The 17792-nt window shown below is 47.4% G+C and carries 16 protein-coding genes, 1 pseudogene and 1 riboswitch; of the genes and pseudogenes, 2 read left to right on the top strand and 15 right to left on the bottom strand.

The genetic code is table 11. The features are described 5' to 3' along the window. Positions 1-255: 255 nt before the first annotated feature. Genes O9H85_RS36635 through O9H85_RS36625 form a run of 3 tightly spaced genes read right to left on the bottom strand, consistent with a single transcriptional unit; the run spans position 256 to position 2763 of the window. Positions 256-1824, bottom strand: a complete 1569-nt coding sequence (locus O9H85_RS36635; RefSeq protein WP_269886266.1) for an MFS transporter — start codon at positions 1822-1824, stop codon at positions 256-258. Further along, the gene (locus tag O9H85_RS36630) at positions 1821-2261 is read right to left on the bottom strand and encodes an SRPBCC family protein (RefSeq protein ID WP_269886265.1); all 441 of its coding nucleotides are present in this window, start codon (positions 2259-2261) and stop codon (positions 1821-1823) included. The genes O9H85_RS36635 and O9H85_RS36630 overlap by 4 nt, the downstream gene beginning before the upstream one ends. Positions 2262-2274: 13 nt before the next feature. Beyond that, entirely contained in the window at positions 2275-2763 is a 489-nt protein-coding gene (locus tag O9H85_RS36625; RefSeq protein WP_269886264.1) for a MerR family transcriptional regulator, read from the bottom strand. A 588-nt stretch (positions 2764-3351) separates the two neighbouring features. On the opposite strand from O9H85_RS36625, the gene O9H85_RS36620 reads away from it, so the two are divergent. After that, positions 3352-4086, top strand: a complete 735-nt coding sequence (locus tag O9H85_RS36620) for a sulfite exporter TauE/SafE family protein (protein ID WP_269886263.1) — start codon at positions 3352-3354, stop codon at positions 4084-4086. Here the strand turns inward: O9H85_RS36620 and O9H85_RS36615 are convergent. The 5 genes and pseudogenes from O9H85_RS36615 to O9H85_RS36595 form a co-directional block, all read right to left on the bottom strand. Next, complete coding sequence (locus tag O9H85_RS36615; protein WP_269886262.1) at positions 4004-4654, bottom strand: aminoglycoside phosphotransferase family protein; 651 nt, start codon at positions 4652-4654, stop codon at positions 4004-4006. The genes O9H85_RS36620 and O9H85_RS36615 overlap by 83 nt on opposite strands. Then, the gene (locus O9H85_RS36610) at positions 4597-4974 is read right to left on the bottom strand and encodes a phosphotransferase (protein ID WP_269886261.1); all 378 of its coding nucleotides are present in this window, start codon (positions 4972-4974) and stop codon (positions 4597-4599) included. Before O9H85_RS36610 ends, O9H85_RS36615 begins: the two co-directional genes overlap by 58 nt. A gap of 190 nt (positions 4975-5164) precedes the next feature. Next, positions 5165-5362, bottom strand: a pseudogene (locus O9H85_RS36605) (GNAT family N-acetyltransferase); the annotation flags it as partial. Positions 5363-5401: 39 nt separating this feature from the next. Next, a riboswitch (ZMP/ZTP riboswitch) is annotated at positions 5402-5482 on the bottom strand. A 195-nt stretch (positions 5483-5677) separates the two neighbouring features. Continuing rightward, a complete protein-coding gene (locus tag O9H85_RS36600) occupies positions 5678-6067 on the bottom strand; it encodes a DUF1259 domain-containing protein (RefSeq protein WP_269886259.1) in 390 nt (129 codons plus the stop codon). 205 nt (positions 6068-6272) lie between these two features. Next, on the bottom strand, positions 6273-7142 hold the full coding sequence (locus O9H85_RS36595) for an MFS transporter (RefSeq protein ID WP_269886269.1): 870 nt from the start codon (positions 7140-7142) through the stop codon (positions 6273-6275). Positions 7143-7598: 456 nt separating this feature from the next. Between O9H85_RS36595 and O9H85_RS38165 the strand changes: the two genes are divergently transcribed. Further along, on the top strand, positions 7599-7946 hold the full coding sequence (locus tag O9H85_RS38165; protein ID WP_409348270.1) for a DoxX family protein: 348 nt from the start codon (positions 7599-7601) through the stop codon (positions 7944-7946). A gap of 41 nt (positions 7947-7987) precedes the next feature. Here O9H85_RS38165 and O9H85_RS36590 read toward each other — a convergent pair whose 3' ends face one another. From O9H85_RS36590 to O9H85_RS36560, 7 genes are all read right to left on the bottom strand, one after another. Beyond that, entirely contained in the window at positions 7988-10186 is a 2199-nt protein-coding gene (locus O9H85_RS36590; RefSeq protein ID WP_269886258.1) for a helix-turn-helix domain-containing protein, read from the bottom strand. 286 nt (positions 10187-10472) lie between these two features. Then, a complete protein-coding gene (locus tag O9H85_RS36585) occupies positions 10473-12059 on the bottom strand; it encodes an extracellular solute-binding protein (protein ID WP_269886257.1) in 1587 nt (528 codons plus the stop codon). 28 nt (positions 12060-12087) lie between these two features. Beyond that, positions 12088-12969, bottom strand: a complete 882-nt coding sequence (locus O9H85_RS36580) for a carbohydrate ABC transporter permease (protein WP_269886256.1) — start codon at positions 12967-12969, stop codon at positions 12088-12090. A 40-nt stretch (positions 12970-13009) separates the two neighbouring features. Next, positions 13010-13951 (bottom strand): ABC transporter permease, encoded by a 942-nt coding sequence (locus O9H85_RS36575; RefSeq protein ID WP_269886268.1) that lies wholly within the window; start codon positions 13949-13951, stop codon positions 13010-13012. A 290-nt stretch (positions 13952-14241) separates the two neighbouring features. Then, the gene (locus tag O9H85_RS36570) at positions 14242-15081 is read right to left on the bottom strand and encodes a carbohydrate ABC transporter permease (RefSeq protein ID WP_269886255.1); all 840 of its coding nucleotides are present in this window, start codon (positions 15079-15081) and stop codon (positions 14242-14244) included. A 2-nt stretch (positions 15082-15083) separates the two neighbouring features. Further along, positions 15084-15965 (bottom strand): carbohydrate ABC transporter permease, encoded by an 882-nt coding sequence (locus tag O9H85_RS36565; RefSeq protein WP_269886267.1) that lies wholly within the window; start codon positions 15963-15965, stop codon positions 15084-15086. Between the two features lie 140 nt (positions 15966-16105). Next, positions 16106-17428 (bottom strand): ABC transporter substrate-binding protein, encoded by a 1323-nt coding sequence (locus O9H85_RS36560; protein ID WP_269886254.1) that lies wholly within the window; start codon positions 17426-17428, stop codon positions 16106-16108. Between the last annotated feature and the right edge of the window lie 364 nt (positions 17429-17792).

Below are 17792 nucleotides of genomic sequence, written 5' to 3'. Positions count from 1 at the left end.
CATACCTTGATTGGCTCTAGCCTCTGTTCTGCCGAATCTACCTGACTTCGTACCTCATGACCTGTTAGTCATGACTCACGCAGGAGTATTGGCGGAATGGTTTCCGGATACATGGTTCCGTCATTCCCATCCTCGGTTGTAAAGTTAAGATTACTTGATTGTAATCTTCTGCCTTTCACGATGTTTAGTCGCTTATGGCAGAACTTGTCGTACTTCTCCGTTAGCTCAATATCGTAATTCAGATCATTAATCCTTTCACTGCTCTTGCATCGACAATTCCATCTCACCGGGCGCTTTCTGCCCTATGGGCTGTATATGCCGAAGCTTGATCACGGAAAGAATGGCAATGGCGATAAAGAGCACGCCGCTAACTTCCACAACAGCATGCATACTGCCGGTATATGCTAACTGAGCACCATGAAGAAGTTTCGAGCCAATAGGTTGGGGCAAGCCTTTTGCCTCCAAGACTGCACCTGCCAGACTTTCGCGTGAACCCCCGGCTGTTAACGTCGGTACATCTCTCAGTATGTAACCGGCGACTTGACTGCGGTACACGTATGTACCTATGCTGCCTAATACAGCAATACCCAGCGCGAATGCGAATTCACCGCTCGTCTGCAACAAAGATGCCGCTGAACCCGCTTTCTCCGGCGGTGCTGAGCCGACAATAAGGTCGCTGGACAAGCTTGCAAATGGGGCTGCTCCCACATTAAAAAAGATATAACCGACGATCAGTGTTAAGAGTCCGGATCCGACCCCTACCTGGGACAGTAGAATACAGCCAGTCGCCGAGACGGCAAGACCTGCTCCGATAAGGTGTGAAGGTCGGATCCGCCGAGCAATGATTGGCGACAACAACATACCTGCCATCGATGCAACAACTCCCGGAAGCATGCGCATCGCAGCCCGGAGAGGCGACAGTCCTTCCACGAATTGAAGGTGCTGTGCGACGAAGAGCATGGAAGCACCTGTCAAGGTGATGCCGAACATGCCACCCAGCGCTACACTGAAGGCGGGATTTGTGAATAGGCGCAAGTCCATTAGCGGATTGTCCAGGCGTTGCTGCCGTCTTACGAAGATTGTCCCGAAGGTGGCACCAGCCGCAACGGCAATGAGCGGAATGGTCTGCAAACCCTGCTTAGCGATTTCCTTAAGGCCGTATATTGCCGGTAGAATAGCACACAGCGACAGCACGACGCTAGGTATATCCAAGCGGCCGGATGCAGGGTCCCGATATTCAGGTAGAAGATAAGGCGCAGTCGCCAACAGCAGCGACATGACCGGAACGCCTAGTAGGAAAATCGCCCTCCATGGGAAATGCTCCAGCATCGTCCCTCCGACTACCGGGCCAAGCGCCATTCCTCCCATGGAGCACATGAACCATATGCCAATGGCGAGGGAACGTTGCTTATGATCACGGAACATGTTGCTGATCAGCGCCAAGGTTGAAGGCGATACCGTTGCACCGGCAATCCCGAGCAGTGCCCTGGCAGCAATCAGCATTCCGGCGGTGTTGGAAAACGAAGCTAACAATGACGCCATACCAAAGGCCACTGCACCGATCATCAGTAACTTACGACGGCCGAGCCGATCTCCGAGCGTGCCCATCGTGATTAGAAACCCCGAGAGCATAAAGCCATAGATGTCCATGATCCATAGTTGCCCAGTGCTATCCGCGCCAAGGGCAACGCTGATGTGGGGCAGCGCGAGAATCATGATGGACAAGTCCACCGAAACGAGTAGAGCAGGCAACGAAAGTACGGCAAGACCAATCCATTCCTTCAAACCGGCCCGAATATTCGATTCAAACGCGGCATTTTTCATTGGCCGTCCAGAGCCTTGCCGAGCCGATCGAGCAACTCCTTCGTTCCGTGCTCACGCTGTTCAGGTGTATCGAGACCGTCCAGAAAAACGCCCTGCTCGGTATAGATTAAGCGCGTATCACCGTCAACAGACTCGAATTCCACTGTCGTTACGGAGACAGACATCCTCTTGTCATCCATGTCTAGTGTGTATGAATACACAATTCGTCTATCCTGAACGATCTCCTGATAGCAGGCATCGAATGTGAAAACCGGCCCCCCGGGAGGACCACCACGATTGAATTCGCGTCCGCCGACACGGAAGTCGAACTCGTCGGCTTTAGGAAACCAACTGGCTTTGGCAGCCTGGCCTGCCCATGCAGCGTATACGCGGGTAGGGGAATGTTTATAATTCTTTTCGATAACAAATGTGGAATGCTTAGCAGATCTTTCACTCATCGTCGAATCCTCCTTATCCGGGTTCTTCCGGATGTTCGTCTAAATATTCACCGAGTCGGTCGAGATGGAGATCCATGCTCGATTTCCTCTCTGCGAAAAATTTCTCATGATTCATTCTCATCGTCCACATGATATTCATGAAATGCTCTACGGTTAACGATTCGTTCCTTTGCATCCGACTCGATACATTTTCGAGCTCGTGCAATAGTTTCTGCTGCATGCGGATATTTTCTTTCAGGCGGTCAATTTGAAGGGTAACAATGTCCAGCAGGCTGAGTTGGTCTCCAGACATAACAACTTTTATTTGTTCCAGCGATAGCCCTAACTCCTTTAAGGACAAGATTTGCTGCAAGCGCGAAATGTCCTTTTCGGTGTAGAGTCTATATCCTGATGGCGAATATCCGGAAGGCGAAAACAAGCCGATCTGATCGTAAAAACGCAAGGTTCGAATCGTGATTCCTGCCATTTTCGCAAGCTCTCCAACTTTCCACTGCCGTTTCATGATCATCCCCTTTCTTGGTCGCTAGCGTTTACCGGTATCTTCACTATAAACCATTACGTAACGTAATGATCAAGCACTTTTGTAATTTTTTACAATGAAAAAGGAATGCCAAACCCGCCACTACACTCACCAACACATAAATGGTAAAAAAGCGGATCCCAAAAAAACTTAGATCCGCAAATAGTTACCGGGAAAAAGTATCGCAAATTATAACACAGTATTGAGTTAAACTGCCCGTTTACTTCAACGAAACGGCAGCCGGATCGTCTAGCCGACTGCCGTCGTTTGTTTATATTGAACTCTTGTTCATACCGAGTAGTATAGACACCTGCTTAACTGCCAGTCCACTCTTTTCGATTATGTAAAAGGTAACTCCGACAAGTAAGCCATAGATTATAGACTTAATGTACAGAATTTGTTCCGTATTCTATTTCCCGATGGAGTCGGGCACACATGAGCAATTGATGTGCGATGACCGATTTTATAGTAAACTGGTTCTGGCACAGGGAGATGAGGAGCCACATTACACCTCCACGAAAATGAAGTCGCTTGCCTCTTCTTAGATCATACATAGGAGTGTTAAATAATATGGAAGCGTATGTATTAGTCCTGCTCGTCGGACTGGCAGCCGGGGTCGTCAGCGGCATCATCGGCACAGGCTCATCGATTATGCTGCTGCCGGTGCTCGTCCTGGCCTTTGGCCCAAAGCAAGCCGTGCCCATCATGGCGGTCGCCGCCGTGATGGCGAATGTCGCCAGAGTCGTCGCCTGGCGGCGCGAAATCAACTGGCGCGCATTCGCCGCCTATTCGCTCACAGGCGTGCCTGCCGCCGCACTGGGAGCCCGAACGCTGCTCGAGCTTCCGGTAACGATGATCAATGCGGGGCTCGGATTGTTTTTTCTGCTGATGATTCCAGTGAGATACGCGTTCAAATCTAGATTGTATCGCATCCGCTTATGGCAGCTCGCTATTTGCGGAGCGGTCATCGGCTTCCTGACCGGTCTGGTGCTGTCCACGGGACCGCTCAGCGTGCCGGCTTTTACCGCGTATGGACTGGTGAAGGGCGCTTTCCTCTCCACGGAGGCCGCCAGCTCGCTCGCCATCTACCTCAGCAAAATCGCCACCTTCCGGGAGCTGGGTGCCCTGCCGGTCGGCATGGTCATCCAAGGCATCATTGTCGGCGCGTCGCTTACGCTCGGCACCTTCGTAGCCAAGGCGATGGTGCAGCGCATGAAGGTCGCTACCTTCCAATACGTGCTGGATTTACTGCTGTTCGTGTCGGGGGTGTCGATGCTGTGGGCCGCTTGGGTCCAATCGCCGTAGTAGACTGATCCCAGAAATTCAAGCAGCGACAGCCAGGGACGAGAAAATAAAGTCTTAGAATGTCGCGCACGACTTGAAGCGTCCAAGTGATGGTTCCGAACATAATCAGCGTCGAATATAGTGCATACAGATTCCAAAAATTTTCCGGAATCATTCCATTAAAGTAGCCGTCGATTTGCCCGATCGAGAACGGAATGCTGACCTCGCGGCTGAAGTAGGCGATTTTAAGAAAATCATGATACGGGTCTCCCCAGTCGTAACGATTGAAATCAATTGCCGCCACATAAGATCCGCCATGCACGAGCAGATTGCCGGGATGAAAGTCGTCGTGCTGAAACCGGTTTGGGCGACCTTCTAGCAGCGGTAATTGCCCATCGATAAAAGCAATAATCGCATCCTCCTCAGGCAGCTTGGCACCACAGCGGCAATATTCAGCCAATTGACGGTTGTGCTTCGCAATCCTTCGCATTGACCAAGCTTCCATATTCTCAGGTGCTTCCACTTCGTGCATCATAAGCAGTTCCCGCCCGGCTTCAACGCCCACGCTGTACTGTTCATCAGCCAACATGAGCGGTAGCCTTTCGGAAGCGTCCTCCCGTCGACATAACGCAAAACCATGTAACATATACCAAGCGCTTCAACCGTGCCGAATGCAACTGGCTCAGAGGTTCGGACGCCAAGGCCATGAATACGGCCTACTGCCTCAAACTCCCGGCGTTTGCGTTCGGTCTGCTTGAAAGTCGCAGTGCGCAGTACATAAGCCGGTTTGTCACCGCCTTCGTAAACTAGGTATTTTCCGTCATAAGAGAAGCCTTTATGAATCTTTGAAACAGCTGTCGCTTTCCGCAGCGGCGTGATATATTCTCGAACTTCGATTATTTGCATCATGAAGCTCCTCTCGAGTATCTTGTTTATCTACCATTAGAAACAGACATCCAGATATGCATGAAGAGACTTATGAAAAAATTCAACACGATTGTCGGAAAACCCTTCCAGCTACCATGCTAGTTATTTCAACGGTAAGGAGCAGGTCATCGTGGCGCCTTCTCCTGTCATAATCATTTTACTTTAGTACCCGTTAGTTGAGAATTTTTGCATATATACACGTATCTCTTAATCCATTTCCATCAACAGAGATTAACGAATCACAGCGTATCTCAATTCTACGAGCCTTCAACTCGTTAAAAGCATATGACGTAATCCCTTGAATAGCTTCTGTCATATAAACATTTCCACTATAACGAGTATCGATCCAATATCCGATTTCAAATTTGGGTCTATAGAAAAATAAAAAAAGCACTTGATCATTGATCAAATACTTTGCCCAGACGTACGGCATATGAAAATATGTGCTCCCTTGTGGTTCTCCACGTTTACGCCAGCCGCACATACCAGATCTTCGCTTTATTATATCCTGAAAATGGAAAACAAAGCAAACGTTTTGTTGCATTATCCTGCCCGCAACGCATGGCTGCCGTTCCCCCGGTAGCCTCATGGTTTAGTTTATTGCTATCTTATTTCGATAGTTTAAATCGTCACAACAGAAAATCGTCAACAAAAAGACCTACCCGAAGGTAAGTCTTGATCACTTTTAAATAACATTTAGAGCCATCCTAACCTTTCTTGCGAAAACTAACGGTTTTTCAACTGTTTCTATGTTGACATAAATCAGACGCGGATTTTCAAATATCCATTCGTTGTGTATAGACGAGACTTTAATTCCCTGATTACGAATGGCGGATATGAACCGCTCAATTTCTCTTTGTAGGAGTGCTATTCTTCCTAAACACAAAGCTTTGCCAGTCCTATTATTTTTTGATTCGAATGAGAAAGAAGATGTGACACGAAACTTTTTCCCTAAAATTGTTTCTCTTATTTCGTTTCGTGAAATTGTTGCTACACATTTCCCGCCGGCAAAACCAGATTGGCCACCGATAATTCTTGCAAACCTTTGACAAAGCAATTGATCATTGTTCGCCATACTTATTTATTACCTCCTGTTCAATGTTAAGTTATGAGTTTATGAACAGGTTTGAATCGACAAACACCTACATGTAAATAAAATTCAAATAATAATTGATTCAATCGGGTTATTTTATTCAACTACCATGCCAGTTAATTCAACGAAGATTAAGCTGGCCGCCGCATCGCCTGCTTACTTGAACATTATTGCGCTAACATACCCGTTAATAGCTATCAAATTGATTTTCCTGGCCCCTGGACTTGGTTGTTTGCTTTCCAATGGGCTTCGCTGCTTGAGACAGCAAGCCGGCAACGGTTACAGCGATAAGCACGACAATCAGGGCACGAAGCAGGCCGACCGATTCGCCGATAATCCCCAAAAAAGGCGGACCGACAAGAAATGCGAGGTAACCGGCCGTCGATACAGCGCCTACCCTTGCCGCTACTCCGCGTGGATCGTCTCCCGCAGCGGACAACCCCACCGGAAAGCCGAATGCCGCGCCAAGTCCCCAAAACACAATCCCGACAGTTGCGACCGTGTAACTCTGGCCCAGTATAACTATAAGCAGTCCTGTAATCGCAAAAAGCGCGGATGCCCGCAGAACGACAACTCTGCCGAACCGGTCGAGCAACATGCCGCCTGCTGCACGGCCAATAGTCATTGCGGCTACAAATAGGCCAAAAGCGAATGAACCCATGGCTGGCGTAATCTTGTAGCCGTCCACCATAACAAGCGGCAACCAGTCATTCGCAGAGCCTTCCGCAAACGCCATTCCAAGCACAATGATGCCGATCAGAACCGTACGCCGTTCTTTCCATATGGCCATGCGTTCCCTGGCGCTCATTGGCGGATCAATCGAATCACCACCAGTTTCCTTCCCGGTGCCTGCGGGTACGAGCCGGTATAAATATATAACAGACAGCAAGATAACCGCTACGGCAAGCGCCATGTGGACGGGGACTGAGATACCGGCCTTAATCGCAGCCGATCCGACCATTGCGCCAAGCAGCGTACCCACGCTGAACGCGGCATGGAAACCGGTTAGAAGCGACTTTTGAGCAGCTCTCTCAACTGCCGTTCCCTCCACGTTCATCGCCACATCGCATATTCCGTTCCCGAAGCCGAAGAGTTCAGCGGTCTGCCGCGATTTGTACTCAACCCTGGATCGGTGGCCCAAGACTTACCAAATGATACGGAATATTATATGATATCCCCTTGAATACAAAGGAGTTGATGTCATGAGCCGATTTCCAGATGTAGTGATTATAGTTAGAAGCAAAAGGAATTTTGCTAACATTGGCAAATTTCGAATACTCGGAAGTGCAAACCCGTGTAGAAGATTTATAAAAATAGGGGCTCCTGTAAAAGATGCAGTGTTATGTCTCCTTCAGAATGGGTTTACAGTAACTGAGCAAGGAGATATCGGTATATTTTTCCGTCCTCGGTAATGGTCGCCAAACACATTCCTGAGTGCCCGCCATAACGATAAAAATTACTTTAGATGCAGGAGGCTACCGATCAATGATCGGTAGCCTGGAGGTCTTTGGCGATGTTCATGTTGACCGGATCGGTTCACTTCGTTTACCTTCGAACAGAGATCATCCGTAGGGTTCCTTCTATCTTGCCCTATCCCGGTTTGATCGTGACGATCACCGGTGTACTGGAATTGGCCGGGGCAATAGGTTTATTATGGCGTCCCACTGTCCTTTGGGCAGCCGGCGGGCTCTCGCTTCTACTGATTGTCATGTTCCCTGCCAATCTATACATAGCTATGAATGGCCTTGCGACGAGTCCAGAGGACGCATTGATTCTCCGCACCTTAATGCAAATCCTGTTCCTATCCGTGAGTCTTGCAATATGGATATTTTACCTAAATGACCCGCCAACGGGGCCGTAAAGATGGCTTCATTTTCGATGCGCCGCGGAGCCTTGGACGATTCAGGACAGCCTTATAGTTTCACGATATTTCCCGGGCGTAATGCCTTCATATTTCTTAAAAAAACGAATAAAAGCGATATCGCTCGCGTACCCGACCAGAGCGGCGATCTCTGAGATCGGCAAGGAAGGATCCTTAAGGAAACGTTTCGCATGCTGCAGCCGAATTTGAGCGATATAATCGGAAAGATTTTGCCCCTGATGCTTTTTGAAAAAATTGGATAGATATTGAGACGTAATCCCCTTGTGGTCCGCTATGCTTGTAAGACTTAACAGACCGTCTCCAAAATGCTCTTGAATGTACGCGCAGATTTCCTGCAGCAGCTGCTCGCTGTGATCGCTTTTATCCGATTTGATGTAATGGCATAATTCACGGAACAGATCGCTCGTTCTTCGGTGCATCTCCTCTGCCGTCGTACAATTCGATAGAACATTCATCGGATCCAACCGATCTTCGATCCCGTGCTCGAACTTGAGATTCATTGAATTCAATATTTTTAAAACCGTGCTTTGAATATTGAAAAAAAGACGTTTCCCAAGCTCGGGGGAAATATGATGGGATTCGAAATTAATGGAATAAATACGGTCCAGGAGACTTAAGACTTGATCGGTATCGGCGCTTTTCACATAATTGATCAACTGCACCTCGACCTCAATAGGATAGTAATAATGCTGCTGTCCCAATGGAATTTCGTTAAAATATAGAATCTTGCCCAGCCCTAGAACAATCTGATAATCCAGGGCATCCAACGCTTCCCGATAACATTCGCTGACTCGTTCCACTCCCGTATGCATGCTGCTGACCGATACGGTAAGAAGTATCTTAAACCGATGTTCCACCACCTGTTTCAAGGCTTCGACGATTTGTTTGAGATCTTCTTCGGCTTTACAGTCTTTCGCCTCGTTTACGTTGAACAATAAAGCGATCCGGTTCCTGTTCAGTTCAAGGGTGTAACCCAAATGGGATGCGTTCGCAAGCTCGCTCATGATATTTGCAATAATAAACCGGGCGAGTGCCCATTGCCGTTCCGACTCCTCCGCCGTAAATTGGGTCAAGTCATAGATCTCGAGCAGGACAACGGCAAATTGATCCGATACAAATCGGATATTCATAAAATCGAGCGAGTGCTCGGTAATCGTGGAACGTTCAACGTATCCCCCTAGGAGACGCATCAGAAAATTCGCTTGGATCATCGGAATTTGCTGACTAAGAAACCCGCGAAGCTGGTTGTCCTCATCCAACGTAAATTGGATGGTTTGCTTGATGTAATCGAATTCATTCAACGTCTGCACTTGCGTTTGGGCTTTGCTTTTTCCTTTGACGGCATGGACTAGCTCCCTTATCGGGCTGTAATTGCGGTAAGCCAGCAAATAACAACCTACGATGCCGGCCGTTAAGCAAATCAGAAGCAGTACGACGCCCCATAATTTTAATGCAAGGACGCGCTCCATAAATAGCTTGGTCGGGGTGACGGAAACATACTTCCACCCGAGCTGTTTTGACGTTGTATAGGAAACGATAAACTCTTCCCCATGATAAGGCATAGCGAAGATATCGTTGTTTTTCACCAGTTTGCTTTTCAATTCGTTAAAAATCCCGCTCTTCGTTCCGGGGCCTTCAATCATTTCCTGCTGAAGATTGACTATGAATACGCTGCTGTCCTTCGTTAGCTTTGTATTGGCAAGCATCCTGGCAACTTCATTTTCATTGATCAGAAAGACAAGGCTGCCCTTCCGGTCCTTCGTTTCTCCCAGCGGAAGAGATGTAACGTAGCTAATCATATTTTCCGTCCCGCTGGCCGTTATGATCGGCGTCGAGGGGAAGTATGTTCTGTAATGAAACCCGCCCAGAACGAGCTCCTTCCACTTCTCGTAACTCATCTCTTTGGATCTATAGATCTTGTTAAAAAAGGTTCGGGAATCCGTTCTTAGATTCGGCGTAAGGATGGTATCGCTACCAGCAAAATACAAATATAAATCCGAGATGAGCCGGCTCTTGCGATAGCGCTCCAATTCCGTTCTCAGCTCGAGGAAGTTGTATAACTCTTGAGATCCAAGGGTTTGGGCGTTCAATAACACAGGAAGCTTGGGAACCGACATGATCTGATTCGCGAGTTGATCCACCTCGTTGAACTGGTTGTCCATCATCTCTTTTAGTTGATCCAGCATAGCCATATTCGAGTGATTGACGTTTTCTTCCAAGACCGTCTCCATTTTTATATACAATACCGAGCCGATCGTCACCGGCAGCAGAAAGATCAATAGGTAAGAGAATAATAATCTGAGAAAAACGCTTCTTCGGTTCAGGCGGCCGAGGTCCCTATTCTGTTTGACAAAACCGATCAAATATTTCGATATCCCTTCAGCTCAGGATTAGTCATCTGCATCAGATTCATTATTATTATATTAGCATAGTTAAGGGGTTCGGCAAGCCATAGGCTTGGAATAAGGGAACGAGGGAGATGAACGGATCATCTCCCTCTTTATTTTATTTGTTGTATCTATCGAGCGCGGCCTGGCGTATTTTGACCGCTTCGTCTATACCCATTCCTTGAATGGTCTTTACGAATTTATCGAAATTATCCAGAGGTTCAATACCCATAACAAATTTATTGTACATTTCGTTAAGATACGTATTAATATCGCTCATGACCGAAGAATTTTTTGCGCTCTCTTCCGCTGTATAGGTCAATCGCGGAAGAAGTCTTTCATTGGAAGGCTGGCTCCAAATGTCCAAAGCATGTCTTTGCTCCGGCTTGCCCGCGTACTGTTCGATGTAACGGCGGTCCTGCACGAAAGGACCGTTCCAGGTGGCTAAATTATGCTTCGCCAGAGCCTGCTGCACAGGCAAGCCGTCAGGACTTTTCATGAGGGCATCGGCGTATTTAGGGTAGCCGTTCTCCATTTTATAGCTCGTCCCTTCAACGCCGAAGTTAAACAGCATATGTCCCTCATCGCTGTACCCGTAATCGAGCCATTTTACCGTTTCAACAATATTTTTGTTTGCCGTCGTGATGGCTGCCCCAAGACCTAAATAGGCATTATCCCTATGACCCAGAATCGGCTTGTCCCCCGGTTTGAGAACGGGATTCGGTGCGGCTACAAGCTTGAAGCCCGGATTAGAGCCGGCCATCAAATCCGTATATTTTCCGATGCCGCCACCGACAGCCATATTCGTGGCTCCTAGCTGGTTCCCGGTGACTTTGGCATCCTTTAACTTGCCGTCCGTTGAAGCAAAATCTTTATCCAATAATCCTTCTTTATACCATTGGTTCATGAGAGTAAGAAATTGCTTATATTCAGGCTGGATCGGGCCGAATTTCACTTTTCCGTTCACTTGATAAAAATCGGTTGTAATTCCCCATGCTCCAACGAAAGCCCGGTTCCCGCCAATGCCGCCTTTATCGATGAGCAATGGGATTTCATCATTCTTGCCGTTCCCGTTCGGATCCTTTTCCTTGAAGGCTTGCAGTACAGTATGCCACTCGTCGATCGTAGTAGGGACCGGCAGATTCAGTTTGTCCAGCCAGTCTTGGCGGAGAACCATGCCGTCAATCGATTGCAAATACTTGTCACCGCGGATGAAAGGCATGGAGTATATGCTTCCGTCCTCCGTAACGATCTGCTTTTTCCATTCAGGGTGCGTGTCCAGCACTTTTTTGAAATTAGGCGCATATTTATCGATGTAGTCGTTTAATTTAACGATTTTTCCGTCTTGAATTGCCTTTTGGGGCCCGCCTTGAACGGATGTCCAATCATAGTAAATGACGTCCGGCAGCTGACCGGAGGCAAGCATCAGATTAAAGTTATCCGTCACCTGCCCGCTAGGCGGGTGCTGGAACTCCACATGAACGCCGGTTCTTTTCTCCAGCTCTTTATAAGCCTCAACTTCCCCATAGCTCTTCATCGTTGCCGAGAATTGGGGAGGAAATTCCGTCCAATAGGTAAGAGAGGTCAGCTTCCCCCCTTGCTGGCTCTTACTTTCCGATTCCCCTTTGGAGCAGCCCCCGACTGTCGACAAGGCTAGTACTCCGGCTAATAAGACGCTTAACCGCTTAGCCATTTTTTCTCCCATAGAAATGCCTCCTTGTACCATCATACGATTATTCTTTAATGGCACCAATCATAACGCCCTTGACAAAATACTTTTGCAAAAAGGGATACAGCACGAGTATGGGAATGGTAGCGACCATGATGGTAGCGTATTTGATCGTTTCCGCCAGATACATGGCTTCGAGCGAACCCACATTGGTCGTCATCGTATCCGTATTGTTCGTAATTAATATTTCCCTCAGGATCAGCTGAAGTGGAAAGAGCTGACGATTTCGTAAATAGATCATCGCATCGAACCACGCGTTCCAATGACCTACGGCATAGAACAAGATCATGACGGCTATGACCGGCAGCGAAAGAGGAAGAATGATGCGAAAGCAAATGGCAAAATCGTTCGCGCCATCTATTCTGGCTGACTCTTCCAAGCTAGCCGGAATGGATTGAAAGGACGTTCGCATGATAATTAAGTTCCAAGTACTAATGGCCCCCGGAATAATCAGCGCCCAGGGAGTATTGAGCATCCCCAATTTTGTGATCAGCAGGTAGGACGGAATAAGACCGCCATGAAAAAACATCGTAATCACAATCATGATCATGATCGCATTTTTGAATAGAACGTTTCGACGGGAAAGCACGTAAGCCCCAAGCGAAGTCATAAGTATATTGATGGACGTTCCCAAGACTACATAAAATAAGGTATTCCTATAGCCCGAGGGAATCATCGGATTATCAAACACAGCCTTATACGCTTTCAAATTCAAACCTTGAGGCCACAGCAGCAAACCGCGGTGCTGAACAATGGACAAAGGCTCGCTAAGCGAAGCGAACAGGACGTACATAAACGGATACAACGTCACAATGCACAATATTAACATGAATGCGATATTGAACGCATCAAATAACTTTTCTCCCCATGTCGTTTTGGAAAGCACCCTTCCCCCTCCTTTCGTTGGCGTATCAAAGAAACCCGCATTACCAAAGCTTCGTTTCACTTACCCGTTTGCTTATTGAGTTGGATATGACCAGCAAAATAAAGCTGATGATGGAGTTGAACAACCCGATTGCCGTGGTATATCCATAGTTTGCTTCCAGAATCCCCTTACGGTAAACGAAGGTAGAGATCACGTCAGCCGACTCGTAGGTCAAGGAGTTGTACATCAGCAGGATCTTCTCGCTTCCGACACTCATCATGGAGCCCATTTTCAGAATGAATAAAATAATAATGGTGGGCATGATTCCCGGAATGGTAATATGCAAAGCCTGTTTGAAGCGTCCGGCCCCATCCACTTTGGAAGCCTCGTAAAGCGTGGGGTCAATCGTTGAAATCGCTGCCAAATAAATAATCGACCCCCAGCCTATCCCCTGCCATATGCCGGAAGAAACGTAAATCGTCCGAAACCATTGAGGCTCACGCATGAAAGCTATCGATTCGACTCCGAATACATGCAGGAGTTGATTCACTAAACCGTCCCTGGCCAAGAAATCAACCAGCATTCCAACGATAACGACAATAGAAATAAAATGGGGCAAATAAGAAATGGTCTGTACGGCTCGCTTGAATAGTTTGCTGCGAATTTCATTTAACAAGAGAGCCAATATGATCGGCGCCGGAAACCCGAAGATCAATTCGTAAAAGTTGATAAGCAACGTATTACGTATCAAACGCCAGAAATAATAGCTTCCGAAAAACTCTTGAAAATGTTGAAATCCGACCCAGCGGCTTCCCCAGATGCCACGACCTACGCTAAAGTCCTTGAAAGCAATCTGCAGCCCGTACATCGGTCCGTAATGGAACAGTAAGTAGTATACTATGACAGGCAAGGCCATGAAATAAATGTATTTATTTCGCTTGATGTCCCTGCTTACCACGGTCCACATGGTATACGGAGTCCTTGTCGCCATGTTGGGACTCATGGTTTCTTTATGGAGCTCAGCCATAGCATCGCGCCTCCCTTCTATGTGTGATTTACCCGTCCATCCTAGTTAGATGCGGTAGTTTCATTCTAGAGACCCGTCGCAATAAAAGATATAAATTGAAGAGATGACCTGCAAATTAGAATAAAGAAATAGAATAAACTATGCTGCAGGTCAATAAATCAAATTAAAGAAACGTAGCCCACAAGGGAAATTTGTCATAAATAAAAATAACCGGTTGCCGCGGCAACCGGTTTTACGGTGTTCAAGTAATGTTCCCCATTTTTGGATTATCCCTTCAAACCGGTGGTAGCAATCCCTTCCACAATATTTTTCTGAAAAAACAGGAACACAATAAATTGAGGAAGGAGCGACAAGACGGACATCGCAAACATATATCCCCAGTGGGAGAGCGATGAAGGGTCGGAGAACATGCGAAGACCCAGCGAAACGGTATAAAGCTTGGGATTGTTCAAATAGATTAACGGTCCCAAGAAGTCATCCCAGGTCCACATGAAGGAAAAGATGGCCACCGTAACCAAAGCGGGCTTGGTCAGCGGAAGAACCACTCGATAAAATATGCTGTATGAGTTACAGCCGTCGATCACCGCCGCTTCATCCAATTCGCGCGGAATCCCGCGGAAAAATTGGACCAGCAAAAAAATAAAGAAGGGGCTGCCCCCGATAAAATGCGGTATGGTCAGCGGCAAAAAGGTATTGACCCATCCCAGGTCATGAAAAAGAATATATTGGGGGATCATGGTCACCTGGCTGGGCAGCATTAAAGTAATCATCAAGCAAGCGAATAAGAAGGACCTTAGCCAAAACCGCAAACGGGCAAATCCGTACGCTACGACACTGGAGGATATTAAAGTGCCTATCAGTACTAACACCGTGATGATCAAGGAATTACTGAAGAACGTGCCGAAGGTCGTACCGCCGAAGCCGGCCCAACCGTTTACATAGTTTTTCCATTCCAGGCTCGATGGAATCAATGAGCCGGAATAGGTGAAAATTTCCGACTCCGGTTTGAATGAGCTCGCTAGCGTCCATAGGATCGGATAAATCATCACAAGACCAAAGGCAATAACGAAGGCATGATAGATGAACCGGCGGCCCGTTAAGATCATGCTTACTTCCCTCCTTCCGATTCATAGTAGACCCATAACGAAGAGGATTTAAATACTAAAGCCGTCAAGAAAGCGATAATTAGAAGCAAAATCCAAGCCATGGCGGATGCATAGCCCATTTGAAAATTCGTGAAGGCTTTCTGATACAAATAAACCGCATAGAACAATGTGCGATCGAGTGGACCACCGCCCGTTACGAGGAAGCTTTGGGTAAAGCTCATGAATCCGCCGATCATCTGCATGACCAGATTGAAGAAAATAACCGGCGTGAGCATGGGAAGGGTAATCCTGAAAAATTTGGACAGCGGTCTGGCGCCGTCTACGGCGGCCGCTTCGTAAAGCTCTTGCGGGATTTGCTTCAATCCGGCCATAAAAATAAGCATCGGGGAACCGAATTGCCAAACCACCAACGTTATTAGCGTCCACAACGCCGTATCGGGGTTGGTAACCCAATCTTGTCCCGTAATTCCAAACAGGGCCAAGCCGCTGTTCAATGCTCCGTGGAGACCGAACAACTGCTTCCACATCACGGACACGGCTACGCTGCCTCCGATAATGGAAGGAATGTAGTAGACCGTACGGTAGATGCCGACCCCGCGCCGGTTTCTATTAAACAGCATGGCAATAAACAGGGCAAAGGCCAGCTTTAGGGGAACCGCTATCAAGACGAACAGAAATGTGATCTTCAAAGACATCCAATATCTCGGATCTTGGGTAAACATACGAATATAGTTCTTCGTTCCGACCCACTCGGGACTCGAGAGCATATCATAGTTCGTGAAGGAAAGGTACAGCGAGGCAATCATCGGGCCTATAATAAAAGCGAGGAACCCAATCAGCCAGGGAGAAATAAACGAAAGGCCCACCAGCTCCCGAACGACCATTTTTTTGAAAACGGATGATCTGTGAAAGTGCGCACCTGACACCGAAGGTTTCGAAATAACACGATTGCTCATAAAGACTCCTCCTTAGAAAACAAGCCATCTAATAATTTTAGATGGCTTTCATAGTTTAGCTAATGGATTTACTTATTGCCGCTCAATATCGAGGCGGCTTCCGTTCGGAACTGCTTGGCCGCATCCGCGGGAGAGATTTGACCATAAAGTAACGAGTCCTGGATTCTGTTAAATAAATCCGACACATTGCTTGCCCCTTTGGGAGAAGGAGGATCGATCGGGCGAGAGTGCTTTTGAACATATTCGATATACGTAAATTGCTGTTGGGTAGCCTGATCCAGCTTCGGCATGATATGCTCACGGACCTTGGACGAAATAGGTACCCCTCGTTCCGCCAGCAGAATATCATTTGCGTTTAGATCATTCGTAAAGAAATCGATGAATTTCACTGCCGCGTCCTTATACTTCGAGCTGGAGGCTACGGAGAAGAATTGGGACGGTTTTAAGTAATTTCCCTCTTGTCCTCCCGAAAAGCCGGGGAACGGAATTAATTGCAGCGGCCGCTTGGCATAGGTCGAATAGGCGGTAATCAAATTGCTGGTGAATGGATGAAAGGCTGCATTTCCTTTTACGAGGAGCGTGTCCGGCTCGCTTGTAATTCCTTTTAAAACCTGTGGAGGAGCCATCAGACCTTCTTTGACAAGGGATTGATCAAGAGTAAAGAAATCAACCAGTAGCTTATCGTCGGAGTAACCCAATCCGTTTCCGTCTTTATTGTATAAGGTCGAACCTCTTTGCCTTAAATAATAACCGAAGTCCAGTCCAGAGTCCGAGGTTGCGTTGCAGTCAATCGGAAAGAAATTGCTGTTTCCGGATTTCGATTTTAGCTGACGCGTCAGGTTGATCATATCGTCATAGGTGTAGCCTTCCTTCGGAATCGGGATACCCGCTTTCTCGAATGCCCCCGGATCGATGGCTATGGCAGGTGCGTTTGCTCCCAGGTTTACCGCATACAACTGATTGTTGACTTTACCGCCAACGGTATAAGCATCGTCCGCATCCTTTAAATTCAATGCGCCGGATTGAACGTAAGAATCGAGAGGGGAAATTAATTTTCGGGACGTGTATTCCCCAAGATAGGCGTAGTCCATTTGCATGACATCCGGGAGACTTTGTCCGGCCGCCTCCGTCGCCATTTTGGTCCAATAGTCTTTGAAGCCGGCGTATTCCGTTTCTATATGGATATTCGGGTATTTCGTTTCAAACATTTGGATGACTTTTTGAGTGCGGTCATTCCGGTCCTGCGACCCCCACCAAGCCACTTTTAAGGTGATTTTTGCATTCGGATCTTCTTTTGTCGAGGCAGTTGGAGCGGATCCGCAGCCCGTCAGACTGGCGAACAAAGCAGTCGATGCCAAAATAGGGACAACATGATTTAAGCGGTTTCCCATCAATGAAGACCTCCTGTAAATTTGTAAAAAGAACCGTTAACCTTATTAGGTTTGAAATGTCAGCGTTTTCAATAAATTGATCCTATCAAACCTTTCCGCCTCAGTCTATACGGGAAATGCACACTTTTCTTTTAAAAAATCCAGATTATTCCTGAATCCGTGAAAGCGAATATATGAAAACAATAGAATATGAACGTCCGGTGGCTTAAAATGGAGAAAAGAGGGAAACTCTTCGTTTTTCTCAACTTCACCCCGGAGGTGCAATGATGAAACCCGTACGATTCAATCTGGACCAGTCGATGGAAACGCTGACCGCGCATTCTGGTCTAGCGCTCATCGGCTTGCTTCTTTCACATACGCGAAT

The sequence above is a fragment of the Paenibacillus gyeongsangnamensis genome (assembly GCF_027533625.1).
GTDB classification, from domain to species: domain Bacteria; phylum Bacillota; class Bacilli; order Paenibacillales; family NBRC-103111; genus Paenibacillus_G; species Paenibacillus_G gyeongsangnamensis.
The sequence above is the reverse complement of the archived record's forward strand: the minus strand, read 5'-3'. Positions and strand labels throughout refer to the sequence as shown.